This window comes from Novipirellula sp. (assembly GCF_041583735.1).
In the GTDB taxonomy this organism is placed as follows: domain Bacteria; phylum Planctomycetota; class Planctomycetia; order Pirellulales; family Pirellulaceae; genus Novipirellula.
Window position 1 is genome coordinate 1 of sequence record NZ_JBFHFD010000179.1, and the last position, 14,004, is coordinate 14,004.

The window sequence follows — 14,004 nt, forward strand, 5'->3', positions numbered from 1 at the left end:
GACTGCGACGTTTACTGGCTCAAGCCGACTCACTGATCGAGCAGCGACAATTGTACGAAGAACGGATCATCCCTCGCACCGAGAAAACGCTGCAACTATCGGTGGCCGATTACCGAGGCAAACGCACCGATTTTTATAGTCTGATCGAAACCTACCGCGAGCTGCTGATGTTCGAAACCCAGCTCGCCCGATTTGACGCCACGCTGGCGACGACGATCGCCAGGATCGACCGCACCGTGGGCTGCCCGGAGTGAGAGGGAGAGAGGGAGACACGGAGACACGGAGACACGGAGACACGGAGACATGGAGATGTCTATTTTGAATCGCAAGATTTCGTTCGTCGATTTATTCAAAACAGCTCCTCATTTGATATTTCTTTGATGGATTAAAGGTTGCTCACATCAAGCTCGCGATGATTCACGCGGCACAAAAGCGACAGGCCGCCGAAACGAACCGATTGGGCGAGATTGCACTCGTCGCTTGAGCCAATACGGCTGACAAACCGCATGCTGGTCTACCAGCTTCAAACCTCTACCACGGATTGAACACGAATCGATGAGCGACTGTGGATGCGAATTGGAAGCTGACGGCGAGTCGCAGCGAAAGACGCTGCGAATGGTGCTGGCAATCAATGCGGCGATGTTTGTCGCCGAGATCGTCGCAGGGTTGCTGGCCAGTTCGACGGGTTTAATCGCCGATTCACTCGACATGTTGGCTGACGCCAGCGTCTACGCGATTAGTCTGTACGCGGTCGGTCGGTCGTCATCGATCCGGCACAATGCCGCGACCGCCAGCGGCGTGTTGCAAGTCGTCTTGGGTATCAGCGTGTTGATCGAAGTGGTCCGCCGATTTATCGGCGGTGGCGAACCGATTGGTGCCGCAATGATGGGGATGGGTATCGTTGCGTTGATCGCTAACGCAATTTGTCTAAAACTCATCTCGCGGCATAAACACGGCGACATCAACTTTCGAGCGTCCTACATTTTTTCGACCAACGACGTCATCGCCAACATTGGCGTCATCGTCTCTGGCTTGCTCGTTCTGCTACTCGGTTCGCAAATCCCCGACCTGATTATCGGCATCGTCATCGCTGCGGTCGTCACCCGCGGCGGATGGCAGATACTAACAGAAGCAAAGGCAGCGTTGAAAACAAAGTAAGTTAGTGGTCGTGGGCTTCTTCTTTGAAATCGCCCGAGTACGGGGTGCCGTCAATCACGCCGGTCATCGTCCCCTCGTACTCTTGGACCACCCCTAATTTTTCATGCGTGCCGATAAAGCGTGATGCTTTGCCCTCGGGGTCATCGTCTTGTGGCGCGGCTGCAAGGGTGACCACCATTTGCGGATCCACGATGCTCAGTTCGATCGATTCGGCGTCGATGGGGGCAGGCGTTTTTTCATCGCCTCCGAGCACATAGACGGTCGCTTCGGTCTTGTCGTGATCAACCGTGAATTCAACGTGATACTTTCCACCGCCCCAATCTGCGATGACGCCGTCATGCGGCCCGGCACCGTGGCCATGTCCGGCGACGCTATGATCGCGAACTTCACCATCGGCATGATCATGCCCGTGGTCGTCGGCTGTTTCGGCCGGGGGCGCCGGAGTGGGAGCGGCTTCTTGTTTACATCCAACCAAACCGAACAGTGAAATAGTAAGTGTTAATACGGTAAAAACTTTCATCTGAACATTCCTTTTTAAGTCGCGATTCATGATTTTCGATTGGAGACTGAAAGGCAATCATCAAGAACCGCAGAAGTGAAATCAAATCAATCTCAGGGAGCGATTAAAAATCTTTGAGCGAAGCTTGAAGTTCGATCATTTCTTTGGCGTCTTTGCCGCTGAATTTCCAAAACAATCCGGGGTGAATCAAGAACTCACAAAACGTCGACGTGGTCAATCCGCCGAGGATCACTGTTGCGACCGGGTACAGGATTTCGCGGCCTGGTTCTTGCCCGCCCAGTACGAGCGGAATCAGCCCGATCCCCGCAGTCAGAGCGGTCATTAAAACAGGGGCAAGCCGCTCGAGACTGCCACGAATGATCATCGCTTGGCTGAACACTTCGCCCTCTTCTTTGATCAAGTGAAAGTAATGCGTGACCAGCAGAATACCGTTGCGGACCGCGATCCCGCCGAGCGAAATGAAACCAACTAGACTCGCGACCGTCAGACTTTGTTGAGTGATCACAAGTGCCAGCACTCCGCCGATAAATGCGGTCGGCAAGGCGTTCAATATCTGCAAGACGATTCGCACCGAGGGAAACAGGATCAACAACACGACAAACATACCGACGACCGAGATCGCGGCCAACACGATGATCATCTGAGTCGCCCGCTGTTGGCTTTCAAATTGGCCGCCGTATTCAATGAAATAGCCGACCGGCAATTGAACCTGAGCGGACACACGTCGTTTTATCTCGCCTACCGCGCCGGCCAAATCGCGGCCTTCGGTGTTACAGCGAATCACAATTCGGCGTCGAGCGTTCTCGCGGTTCACCGAGTTCGGCCCCGTCCCTTCACCGACATTGGCGACCTCATGCAATTCAATTTGACCGCGTTCGGCATCGCCATCGACATGGGGCAAATCGATTCGAAGTCGATCCAAGTTGGCATAGTCCGTCCGATACTCCTCTTCCAGCCGCACCAGCAAATCGAATCTTCGTTGTCCCTCTAAGACCTGCGAAACCACTTCGCCTTGGAGTGCTGTCTGCAAAACGTCAGCCACGTATTGCCGCGTCAATCCGTACAGCGCCAAATCGTCCGCCCGCAATTCGATATGCAGTTCCGCGGTTTCTTGAATCGGTTCAACGATGGGCGGCGTAATGCCGGGAACGTCTTTAATCGTCCGCTCTACCTGTTCCGCCAAATGCTGCAATGTGTCGAGATCATCGCCGTGAATTTTGATCGCAATTTGAGCATACACGCCTGAAATCATGTGACTGATCAGATGAGCGAGCGGTTGCTCCACCTCGATGTCCACGCCCGGAACCTCGTCGCTGATCTTTGCTCGCAGTCGAGCGATGATCTCATCACGCTCGCTTGGCGAATCGGGGTTCATACTGAGTATATATTCTCCTGAATTGACGGGCGAAGCATGCTCGTCCATCTCGGCTCGCCCCGTACGGCGAACAAAGTGCAAAATCTCGCCATCAGGATTCTCACTATTTTTCTGCAACGATTGAAAAACGGAATCGATCGACTTGGACACTTGATTGGAAGCGTCGAGTGAAGAACCAGGCGGCAGAGTGACGTTGACTTGAATGCTTCCTTCGTCAAACGGAGGCAAGAAGTTCTTACCCATCTGTGACATCTGCCAAGCAGCGAGCCCCACCCCCATCCAGGTCAAGATCAACAGGGTGCCGGGCATCGCCATGCTCAGTCGAATCAGCGGCGTGACCAGATGTTTCAAACCACGAAGCAGGAAACCATCACCTTCGCGGTGAGTCGCCCCCGACCTGGGCAACAGGTAATACGACAGCACGGGCGTGACTGTCATCGACACCACGAATGAAGCCAGAATCGAAACGATATAGGCAAACCCCAGCGGTGTGAACAAGCGGCCTTCGACACCCGAGAGTGCAAACAGCGGCATAAACGACAGAATCACGACCGCGGTGCCGAACACGATCGAGCTACGAATCTCTTTGCTTGCCTCGAAGACAACGACGATGGAGGGCTTCTGTCGTTCGCTCGGCAGCGCATTGTTCTGTTTTAATCGACGAAAAATGTTTTCGACGTCGACGATTGCATCGTCGACCAATTCGCCCATGGCAACCGCGATGCCACCAAGCGTCATCACGTTGATCGACAACTCGCTGCCGCTGAGCATCCCGATCACGCGAAACACCAGCGTCGTCAGCACCAACGACAGGGGAATCGCGGTCAGTGTGATAAAGGTTGTACGAAAATTCAGCAAAAACAAAAACAGCACGACAATGACCAATACGGCGCCAATCACCAGCGCTTCGGCGACGTTGAAGATACCTCGATCGATGAAGTTTTTGAGTCGAAACAGTTCGCTATTGACGACGATGTCCGCAGGCAACGACGCTTCGACTTCCGCGAACGCCTGCGCGACATCGTCGGTCAGTTTTCGTGTATCGATGTGCGGTTGCTTTACCGTCGTAAAGACAATCCCCGGTCGACCATCCACGCTGCCATCGCCACGTTTGATTTGAGGCCCTTCGGTGACGCGAGCAACCTGTTCCAGTAAGACCGAGCGTTTGGGATGATTCCCCACCGGCACTTTCTTCAAGTCTTCGATGACTACTCGCGACTGGGGTCCCAATCGTCCGAGCACACGAATAGGACGCTCGGTTTCCCCGGTTATGGCAAACCCACCGCTGGTGTTGATATTGCTGGCTCGCAGTGCCCGTTCGACATCTTGAACGGTGACGTCGTATTCGAGTAGCAATGTAGGATCGATCAGGATTTGGTACTGTTTCCGGTCGCCGCCGAGCATGAACACCTCTGCCACTCCGGTGACTTTTAATAACCGCGGTCGGACAATCCAGTCCGCGACGGTGCGAAGTTCCAACTGCTGCTTGGCTTCGCTGTAGAAGTTTGCTTCCAACGTTTTGCCGTTGATTTCGATGGTGGCGAATCCCACGGGGACCGATGACGCGGCTGGTCCGAGACTAGGTTCATCACGCCACTGAATTGTTGTTGGTTCAATCTTCTTCCAGGTCGAAAGATCGTGGCGGTCGCCGGGTTCCCAAATCTGGATCTGCGGTATGCCATCAACTCGTTCAAGGACTTCGGCCATCATTTCGGTGTTGCCGAGTTGAGCAAGTCGTCCGCCATCGGGTCCATCTTGACGATAGATACCGGCAACTACGATTTGCCCCATGATCGACGAGGGCGGCGTCATTTGAGGCCGGATGCCCGCAGGCAAAATGCCTTCGAGTGTGGCCAATCGCTCTTGAACCGTTTGCCGGGCCGCGCGAATTTCGGTCGACCAATCGAACTCGATATAGATGACGTTCAGCCCCGCGGTTGACTGGCTGCGGACCGCCTGCACTCCATTGGCCCCCAACAACGCGATTTCAATAGGCTGGGTCACCAGCGTTTCAACTTCTTCGGTCGCCAAGCCGGGTGCTTCGGTGATGATGACCACGCGAGGTCGGTCGAGGTCAGGAAAGACGTCAATCGACATTTGCGTGGCGAGGTACGAACCATACACCAACACTGCCAAACTGATCACGACAATCAGCATCCGGTAGCGGAGCGAAAATTTGATAATTGAATCTAACATTGAAGATCGTCGATTGAAGATTGAAGATTGCTGAACATTGAATCGCCGACCCTCATTCACCTTTGGCTGTTTTTCGGGATGCGACCATGATTGCCGTGATTTGATTCGCTTCGTCGAGTAGTGCTTCGACTTTCTCCTTTGGTAAAAGGTCGCCTTCAATAATGAGTCCGAGCCAGTAGCAACATTCGTCTGCTTCCTCGATGACGATGCTAAGCTTTGAGACGAACTCCGCTCTCGAACGCCCGCGACACGCGGCTCGATGGTTCGCCCCAACGGATGTCGCACTCCGGATCAATTGATTGCCGATGGGACGCCCGACTGCATCTTTCGGCAAAGCACCGACGAGCTTCATCACCCTCAGTGCAAGCTGCTTTGTCCTCTTCTTCAATTCCGAATCATTCATGTCTGGTTCCTTTCAATCTTCAATCTTCAATCTTCAATCTTCAATCTTCAATCAATGTGCCGCGTGCACGGTGCCGTCAGCATGCACATGCACCCCGGGTGCTCTTCCGCTGGTCGACTGTGACTTGAGCACCCGATTAAGCGAGGCGGCAGAACTCTGCGCTAAATAGATTCCAGGTAAAATGCTGCCGTCATTGGCGATCACGATGGCAAGGCGATCTTCGTGCAGCACATGAACCGGCAACTGTTTGAAGAGGTCGCCGTTTTGGCGAAACACGTACGCCTCGGGTCCTTCTCGTACCACCGCTTCGGCTGGCAAGACGAAGACGTTTTCAAATTGCTCGACGGGAACGCGTATCCGTGCTCGTTGGCCTGGTCGATACCGCCACACCAGAAACATATTCCCCGATTTCTCGTAGGCATGCGACTGATTCGAGAGCGGCACGAAGAAGTCGAACGTGCGGCTATCAGGGTCGATCGTATTGGAGAGATGTCGAATCACGAACGTTTGCTCGACCACAGGCCAATCCGCCGCGTTGTCTTCAGCAAATTCGATCTGGACCGCACGATTGGCCGCTGCCGCCTGCTCTAAAAACGATGCCTCACGTTTGAATGCGTGACCAATCACATACAACGATTGATGGTTGGAGAGTTTGGCTAGCAGTTGGCCCGCTTGAACCTGTTGCCCCATCTCGACATTCAGCTCTTGAACTTCATAAGCCATGTCGTTGGCCGTAACCGAATCGGTAACCAAGCTCGCTTGACGAACCGCGTTATCACGGTCATCCCGCAGCGATTGTTGGTTCATCAACGGAGGCGCCGTGACTTTGATTGTTGAAACGAACTCACCTTGCTGTTGCACTTGGTCGATCTGATCGGGAAGCAATCCACGCGTCAACAGATCTTGCCGCGAGGATTGAATGATCGCGCGTTGACGAGTCAAATTGGCTCGCAACTCGATCATCTTGCCTTGCGAAACCGCTCCGACCGAGGCGGCTCCGGCCAATCGTTCCATCTCGGCTTGAATGATGCTCGTTTCTTGATTCGCCTTGAACAACTGCGTCTGCGTGTTCTGCAGGTACTCGCTAAACAGTCGCAACGTGAACAGCGAATCGCCTGGACGCATGGTGTCACCGGGGAACGCATGGATCGCGGTCACAATCCCGACCGCAGGCGACGTGACGCCACGGTCCGAGACGCCGGGGCGATCGGCAACCACTCCAGGAATCGTGACCGATCGCCAGTACGTTTGCGGCCGCGCAGGCTTGGACACCAACCCGAGATTCTTCCTCGCTTGGGCACTGATCTCTAGCACCGTTTGCTTCTCGGCGGACGCATCTGATTGAGTTGCCGCAGACGTTTCGGCCACGTCGTCGCTGCCAAACCATACGTCTTGATAGAACCAGATTACCGCAACGGCAATGATGATCACTGCGGGGCCGACGAAGGCGTTTAAACGTGATTTCAAGGGGTTCATGAGTCGTTTGTCCTCAACGGATTTCCAGCGGACAACACCCACCGCGCTGCGTTAACGCAAGGCTGAAACAGGCTTTGGTAGGGGAGACGACAGCGGCAGCGAATCGAGCGGTAATGCCCGCAGTTGTTGCCGCCGGATCACTCGGATATGCACATGATCAAAGCATGCGCAAGGGAGGGTCCGCTATAGCCGAAGCGAGGCTGTGAGAAGATAGATCGGCAGTGTTGCAAGCGGATCCGGCGGAACGCTGGCGTGGTATCGACAACGTGTATTGACCACAATCGGCAGCGTTGACGCATCCAAATTTGCCGCATAAACATCAATCTCAAACGACTGGGAATGACGTGTCAGCGATTGCCCGGATGCCGTCAGATAAAGAGCATCCGAATCGTGATCCGCCGCTGGCACAATGCCTTCGGCATCCGCAGCAATGTCCTTTTCATCGGCATCATGGTGATGATCAGTTTCGTTACCATGATGATGGTCATGCGAATGCAAATGGAGATGCGGACGCAGAGCGTGACCATCCGGCTGAGCAACGCCGGTTCCCGCATGCGAATGAGGCAGAGCTTGCCCCAGCACAAAAAAGGGAATCAGCAGTAGTGAAACAAATCGGATCATAACGCAAATTTTAGTTACTCATTGACTCAACGACTAGAGCGGTTCTGGATGCGAGTAAGTAGTTAGACAGGAATGAGTGGGACATTCCATCAGCCGCGAAACGCAACACTGTAAAGCATTTCCCATAACCCGAATGCGTAAGTTTTGAAGTTGCGCGTTTCGATGTTCTTCGGGCCAAAGGCCCAGCAATTTGCCTAGCCTGGCCCAACGGGCCAGGTTTTCAATGCAAACAAACCTAAGGGCCAACGGCCCGGCCATTTGCTAGCCGCCCTCATTAAGTCCCAGCAAACGGCCGGGCCGTTGGCCCTACAATTCATTGGTTTTCTTGGTCCCAGCCCGTTGAGCTGGGCTAGGTAAACGTCCGGGGCTTTGCCCCTAGATACAAACGCGCAACTTCAAAACTGACGCGTCGGGTTATGAAAACCCGCTAAACGCTGCTTGTAAATGCTTCACAGCAGTGCTGTCCCGCCATGTCCCTTAATTCCCTGCTAGCAACGCTACCGAACCAAGACAAATACCTGCTCCGGTCAATCGGACAATCCAAAGGGATCGGCGTCCGCTTCGTCCGATTGAACTCCGAACGGGTCATCGGCCGACTCGTCTCCTGAATCCACCTCCTTGGGTTGTGTTGGTTCCGTCGGCGGCACGACTTCGCTATCGGTCGTGGTTTGGGTTTGACGTTTCGTTTGTTCACGCAGCGCGATGTACGAACCTTCGTGCAGCCGATCCTCTTTGCCCTCACCGGCTTCGATGATGATGGCCGAGCGAGACAGCAGTCCTTCGGCTTTGACGTTGATGGCGTAGCATCGCGTTTGACACAAACCACAGCCGACGCACTTATCATCCAGGACCACGGGCGCTAGATAGCCAGTGCCTTCGACCGGTTGGCCGGCTTCGTCTAGCTCGGTTCCGACCTGGGTAAATTCGATCGCATGGTAGCCTGCCGCGTCACATTCTTGCACACACAAGTCGCACGCTCCGGTGCCGGCAAAGGGCAGGCAAGTCGATTCGTTGACGATCGCCAACCCCATCCGTGCCGCCTTCTTTTCTTCGATCACCAGCGGACGAATCGCGCCCGTCGGACAAACTTGCCCGCATGCGTTGCAGCTCGATTCACAGCCTGCCCAATCGGCCACCACCATCGGCGTCCACAGTCCTTCGAGTCCTTGCTGGAATCCCTCGGGTTGCAGCACGTTGTTCGGGCACGCTTTAAAACATTCGCCACAGCGGATGCACATTTCCAAAAACGATTGCTCGGGGACACTTCCCGGAGGTCGAACCAGACGTGGCGAATTGGGATCATCTAAATTCGCGCCCCACGCCTTGGTCACACTGGCCAGTCCGATTCCACCAACCGCGGCCGCCGTGCTGCCGGCGGCAAGTGACAGGAAACCGCGACGCCCGAGCGGCGTTTCGTTTGTCGGCGGATCATTGTCCACCTTGAGCTCGACGACGTTCCAGCGTTCGACGAATTTGATCGCGTGAGTCGGGCAAACACCGCCACACGATTGGCACATCGTGCAGTCCGAGGTGCGGGTGGTGAAGTCGGGCTTGATCGCATCAAACGGACAAATCTCAACACACTTGTTGCAATGGATACAGGACGATTCGACTTTGCGCTCGGTCACACGAAAAAGATTACCTAGTGAAAACACCGCGCCACTTGGACAAACGTACTTGCACCAAAACCGAGGACGCAAAAAACCCAGCGACAACACGGCGATAAACAGCCCGATCGAAACGAAATGGCCCACTCCGATGCTGGGCACTAAATGCCAACCGCGAGTCACGCCGCTGTGCAGCGGATCACCGATAAACAACATCGCTCGAGTAATCACCGGTATCGCGGAAACAAACCCCGATACCAACACACCGAACACCGCGGCGATCAAAGTGCCTGCCAACAAGTAATACTTGATGTGAACCCACCATCCATCGTCAGGGACGTTGAATCGCGTCGTCCGCCGAGCGATTGCCCAATCGAACAGATCAATCGTGGTCCCCAGAGGGCATAGATACCCGCAAAACCCGCGAGGAATCAAAATACAAACGATCAAGATCGCCGCCGCCGAAACCAGCGACGCGATCCAACTGCGTGAAGCGACGGCTGTGGACAAACTGACCAACGGGTCGATCAGCAGAAAGCTTTCCGCCGGAATCAATTCCTTTTTGGTAAGATTGTCGGCATAGTGCGAGGGCCATGCTTGCGGATCACGCTGGGCCAGTTGGAAGGAACCCGAACCACTCAAAAACGCATCCAACATCGCCGGAGTGGCTGTTTCCCGCGGCGTCAAGCGAATCTGCTCTCCCTCGCGACCCGTTACCACGAACGGTCCAATCGCAGTGACCGACTCAGCCGCAGTCGCCTGGGCCGCGATACGGTCGTCGACGACAAAAAGCGTCGTGCCGGATTTGATTTCCCATTGGGATGGTGAATCCGAATGGGAAGTTTCCTGGGTCAAGACAAACTCGCCACTTTGCTGGTCAACGGATCGCAGTGACCAACCGTGCGACACGCCGCCGGGCGGCAGAGGACGAGCACTGTATGGCCAGCACACGTAGAAAAACAGCAAAACAAAGGTGACCAGACAGACCGATTGCACCACGCGTCGCACCGGCGTCGCCAACCACGACACTCCCAATTTCCGCAAAGACTTTCGAATCCAACCCCGCTTCTTTTTGAGACGATCCGATTGAAAGCGAGCGGGAATCCAGCGTCGCAGCAGCCGTCCGGGAAACGTATGCGACGGAGAATTTCCTGCAGTCACTCGGCGAAGTGCAGGCAGGAACCAATCCAACCGAATCACTGCGGTGGATCGGCCTCGATCTTGCGTCGTCAACAACGCCAACACCGCGGCCGTCAACAACACCGCCCCAACCGTGATCGCCAAAGCGAATCGATCGTGAAACAGTTCACGGTAAAACGCATGCCCCGTCATCGCGGTTGTGATTAACACAACCGCAATGATTGTTAGGGCAGCGGCGAGCAGGTAGTTTCGCAAATGTTTCATTTTGCGGAACCTTGTAATTCCAAAAGCCCTAATCGCCACGGAATCTGTCCATAGTTCCCGCTTTGATACTCCGTATCATTGGCCCCTTGGAACAACAAACGAAGTTCGGCGGGATTAATCTCCAACGTTTCACTCGATCCATCGCGGATTAATTCACCGTGACTGTAGGACGTCGCCCACGACTCGTTTTGGTTGACGACATTTTTGGGCGAGACGAACGGTTGATCGCGACTTGCCGCCAACGGCGTCCACTGTCCATCCAGCACATCTGCGGTGAACGCTTTGAAGTAGCGCCGCTTGCCAGCCTGGGCCTCGACGATGGTTAAAAACCGGTTCTGGCCTTTCAATTTGTAGGTATGACTGGCTTCGAAGATATCGGCCTTCAGCACCGTCTTGGGATCCGTCCAACCGCGGTTGGGGAAATCCTGCTTTGCTGTTTCCGCTCGCCACATTTGGCCGTTCAACGTGGTGAAGAACAGATGTGCCTTTTGCTCGTCACAGATCAGCCAAAAATCAAGCCCCGCCTTGGCGCCTTCTTTGACAACATACAGCGGCTCGGGACGAGTCCAGCGGTCAGGTTTTGATATATCATCATTGGTCGAGTAACACGGACCATACTTCAAATTGCGAGTCTCGTCGGCGGCTTGGTAGATCAAGTACCATTTCTGGTGCGGCTGGAAGTAGAAGATTTGAGGCGCTCCGTGATATCCCATCGTCAGATCCAACACACTCCAATCGGCATCACTGGCATCGGCCCAATCGACGAACGATGCATACCCGATTCGAATACGACCGTCGCCTTGCTTCGCTTTTCGCAAGGTACAAAACAAATGCCAACGTCCTTGATGCCGCACGATCGAAGGATCCTTCAGGGCCAGCCAAGGATGTTGGGGCGACTCGGGCAGCCGTGCGGGATCCACCGCAATCAGCGGTGAGCTAACACGCCAGCGGAAGTCGCCGCTTCGAAGCGGATCGTTTTCAGACGGTGCCGTGGGTGCGAGCTGCGTTCGAGCAATTGAAGGGGAACTCAGCTCTTGCGCGATCCCGTCCGCCGATTGCCCAAGGCAAGCGGACAGCGAGCAAACCGCCACCGCTAGTTTGATCCGCGTCGCAGCCGGCGTGATCCGATTCGACAAGCGTGTCATCTAATTTGCACCCTTTGCCAACGCGCGAGCGGTCGCACTGACGATCGCTTGCGATGTGATCGTTGCCCCCGAGGTACCATCAACATTCTTGATCCCTTGCTGGTCGATGATTTGGGTCGTCGTATCCGTCAGCGCCGAGTAGAACTGTTTTTCGCTGTGTTTGGTGACACGAACGTCGCGAATTTTCTGATCCGCCACCGTCACCTCCACATCCATCTGGCCGTTGTATCCCGTGCTGTGGGCGGTGTACGTTCCATCGGCCACCCGGCTGACATCGGCCTTGTCAAACAACCTGATTGCCTCAATCGACTCGGCGGCTCGGGCTTGGTACCGTTTCAAATACTCGGCATTGCGAGCTTTGTTAATGTCCAGCACTCGTTGGTAGTACTCGATCGCCTCGTCCAGTCGGCCAGCACCTCGCAGGGCATCGCCAGCGTTCAAGAAGGCTTCGTTGAACGAGTTCGTGTTGGCATAGCTTGCCGTTAACGCCATCGCCTTGTCCACTTCGTCCATGTCCCCCAGCAGCTTGATCGCGTTGAGATGCAAACTGCGGCCTTTTAGCATCTCCATTGCCATCGGCTTGCTGCCCAAACGCCAATAACATTCGGCCAGATGGATCCCGGTCGGAGTGGTCGCTGACACCTTGGCTTTTTGCAACCAATAGGCGGCTCGCGGGTAATCTTGCAGCAACGTGAAGTACATCTCACCGAGCTTTTCCATGTCACGTTTCAGCAGCGTTGGATTACGCTGATGACGTTCCATCACATCATGCACCAACTTGATGCCCGGTTTCCAACGCGAGACGTTTGGATTGACGCGTCCCCAAATGTATTGCCCGATATTTTTGGACTCGTCCCATTTCCCCGGCGCCTTTAGGGGCCAATCGAGATCAAGCGACGAGGGATGATTCATGTCAGTCGACGCGAGCCAATCGGGCGGAGTGCTGCCGACTTGTTCAATGTACTTCCGCAGTTCGGCAGGCGATCGTGTGATCCCGCCAGTGGATGTCTCGCTGTCCGACGTCGATTGCTTGGGAGTCAAGACAAAGCGTTTGCCGTTGAACGTCACCGCATGCACGCTGGCGTACGGGTAGGTTCGCGTCACTGCGGTCTGACCAAACTTGGACGAAAAATCAAACTCACGTGCTTCCTTGCGAATCTCGAGCATTTTGCCGGTCAAAGTGGAACCGTTTACAAATTCGACCGAATCCTCGCCAAACGCGGTCGGAAGCGACAAGCACACCAACAGCAATGCAGTCAAAATCAATTTCAATTTCAATTTCAAATTTGGCATTCCCATTTTTCCCGATGCGATTGATTCGCTTTTTCTTTTGCAGCGAACGACACCCCAGTTTCGACTCGAACTCGTCACCCTCGCTCACTGACACACAATTCTAATCGTCTCGCCGACCTCGGTGGTGCAAGACCGCCTCGGAATGACGGGATATTGTGAGCGGACGGCACTTGCATTCTGTAGCGATGCTCGCCAGAGCGCAGCAGGCCACCTCGCAAAGACGCGTCACCACCTTGGGGCGAAGGCAGTGATCAGAAACGGCTGCGATGGCACATGCCGTGAAATGGGTGTCGGCGAGATTTTCAAGACTATCGCTGCTGTTTTTGACGCAGCCGTTCGGCACGTTTGGTCACCCAAGCGGGGCGGATCGATTCGACGTCGATTCCGGCATCGGTTAGCGCCGCCTCCCATGTGCCAAAGTATTCTTTGGCGGCACGAAAGAGTGCAAAATCGCGATACTCTTCCTCTTTGCTGTGGGTCACCGCCCGCACATTCAGCGGCATCCCCTCGGTATGACGCCGCTTCAGTTCCTGCGTCACTTGGTCGGCCGACGTGTAACTTCGATACACACGGTCACGGTACGCATCATAGTCTTGTCGTTTGCGAACGATCGTGTCGTAGTCGATACCCGCAGCACGGATCGCCGATTCCCAATCTCCGAACATCTTACGGGCGGTGTACAGCAGCGGGACATCGACGTGTTCGCCGCTGGTCAATCCGCGAGCGTGCAAGGGTTCGCCTGCCCGGTGGCGTCGCTGAATCTCCTTTAACAACGATTTTTCATCCAAATACTTCCGCTGTGGATC

General features: G+C 54.8%; 10 protein-coding genes and 1 pseudogene. 2 read left to right on the forward strand and 9 right to left on the reverse strand.

Going from position 1 to position 14,004, the window contains the following annotated elements:
• Both ABX962_RS15015 and ABX962_RS15020 read left to right on the forward strand, forming a co-directional pair.
• Window positions 1–254 (forward strand): annotated as a pseudogene (locus tag ABX962_RS15015) (transporter); the annotation flags it as partial.
• Between the two features lie 301 nt (window positions 255–555).
• Window positions 556–1,158 carry a cation transporter gene (locus ABX962_RS15020; protein ID WP_372720763.1) on the forward strand — a complete coding sequence of 201 codons (603 nt, stop codon included), beginning with the start codon at window positions 556–558 and terminating at the stop codon, window positions 1,156–1,158.
• Between the two features lies 1 nt (window position 1,159).
• Here the strand turns inward: ABX962_RS15020 and ABX962_RS15025 are convergent, their stop codons facing one another.
• The 9 genes from ABX962_RS15025 to ABX962_RS15065 form a co-directional block, all read right to left on the reverse strand.
• On the reverse strand, window positions 1,160–1,678 hold the full coding sequence (locus ABX962_RS15025; protein ID WP_372720765.1) for a hypothetical protein: 519 nt from the start codon (window positions 1,676–1,678) through the stop codon (window positions 1,160–1,162).
• A 103-nt stretch (window positions 1,679–1,781) separates the two neighbouring features.
• Entirely contained in the window at window positions 1,782–5,249 is a 3,468-nt protein-coding gene (locus ABX962_RS15030) for an efflux RND transporter permease subunit (RefSeq protein WP_372720767.1), read from the reverse strand.
• 52 nt (window positions 5,250–5,301) lie between these two features.
• Window positions 5,302–5,652, reverse strand: a complete 351-nt coding sequence (locus ABX962_RS15035; RefSeq protein WP_372720769.1) for a four helix bundle protein — start codon at window positions 5,650–5,652, stop codon at window positions 5,302–5,304.
• Window positions 5,653–5,703: 51 nt separating this feature from the next.
• Window positions 5,704–7,128: an efflux RND transporter periplasmic adaptor subunit gene (locus ABX962_RS15040; protein ID WP_372720771.1), complete on the reverse strand. Its 1,425-nt coding sequence runs from the start codon at window positions 7,126–7,128 to the stop codon at window positions 5,704–5,706.
• A gap of 183 nt (window positions 7,129–7,311) precedes the next feature.
• Window positions 7,312–7,749 carry a hypothetical protein gene (locus ABX962_RS15045; protein ID WP_372720773.1) on the reverse strand — a complete coding sequence of 146 codons (438 nt, stop codon included), beginning with the start codon at window positions 7,747–7,749 and terminating at the stop codon, window positions 7,312–7,314.
• Window positions 7,750–8,276: 527 nt separating this feature from the next.
• The gene (locus ABX962_RS15050) at window positions 8,277–10,760 is read right to left on the reverse strand and encodes a 4Fe-4S binding protein (protein WP_372720775.1); all 2,484 of its coding nucleotides are present in this window, start codon (window positions 10,758–10,760) and stop codon (window positions 8,277–8,279) included.
• The gene (locus tag ABX962_RS15055; RefSeq protein ID WP_372720777.1) at window positions 10,757–11,905 is read right to left on the reverse strand and encodes a non-reducing end alpha-L-arabinofuranosidase family hydrolase; all 1,149 of its coding nucleotides are present in this window, start codon (window positions 11,903–11,905) and stop codon (window positions 10,757–10,759) included. The genes ABX962_RS15050 and ABX962_RS15055 overlap by 4 nt, the downstream gene beginning before the upstream one ends.
• The gene (locus ABX962_RS15060; protein WP_372720779.1) at window positions 11,906–13,198 is read right to left on the reverse strand and encodes an FMN-binding protein; all 1,293 of its coding nucleotides are present in this window, start codon (window positions 13,196–13,198) and stop codon (window positions 11,906–11,908) included.
• Between the two features lie 308 nt (window positions 13,199–13,506).
• Window positions 13,507–14,004, reverse strand: a 498-nt coding sequence (locus ABX962_RS15065; protein WP_372720781.1) for a hypothetical protein, incomplete at its 5' end; no start/stop codon positions are given.

What these genes read in the sequence shown, in the direction of transcription:
- ABX962_RS15020 (WP_372720763.1), top strand. Translation starts at nt 556, where the DNA reads ATGAGCGACTGTGGATGCGAATTGGAAGCTGACGGCGAGTCGCAGCGA.
- ABX962_RS15025 (WP_372720765.1), bottom strand. Translation starts at nt 1,678, where the DNA reads ATGAAAGTTTTTACCGTATTAACACTTACTATTTCACTGTTCGGTTTG.
- ABX962_RS15030 (WP_372720767.1), bottom strand. Translation starts at nt 5,249, where the DNA reads ATGTTAGATTCAATTATCAAATTTTCGCTCCGCTACCGGATGCTGATT.
- ABX962_RS15035 (WP_372720769.1), bottom strand. Translation starts at nt 5,652, where the DNA reads ATGAATGATTCGGAATTGAAGAAGAGGACAAAGCAGCTTGCACTGAGG.
- ABX962_RS15040 (WP_372720771.1), bottom strand. Translation starts at nt 7,128, where the DNA reads ATGAACCCCTTGAAATCACGTTTAAACGCCTTCGTCGGCCCCGCAGTG.
- ABX962_RS15045 (WP_372720773.1), bottom strand. Translation starts at nt 7,749, where the DNA reads ATGATCCGATTTGTTTCACTACTGCTGATTCCCTTTTTTGTGCTGGGG.
- ABX962_RS15050 (WP_372720775.1), bottom strand. Translation starts at nt 10,760, where the DNA reads ATGAAACATTTGCGAAACTACCTGCTCGCCGCTGCCCTAACAATCATT.
- ABX962_RS15055 (WP_372720777.1), bottom strand. Translation starts at nt 11,905, where the DNA reads ATGACACGCTTGTCGAATCGGATCACGCCGGCTGCGACGCGGATCAAA.
- ABX962_RS15060 (WP_372720779.1), bottom strand. Translation starts at nt 13,198, where the DNA reads ATGCCAAATTTGAAATTGAAATTGAAATTGATTTTGACTGCATTGCTG.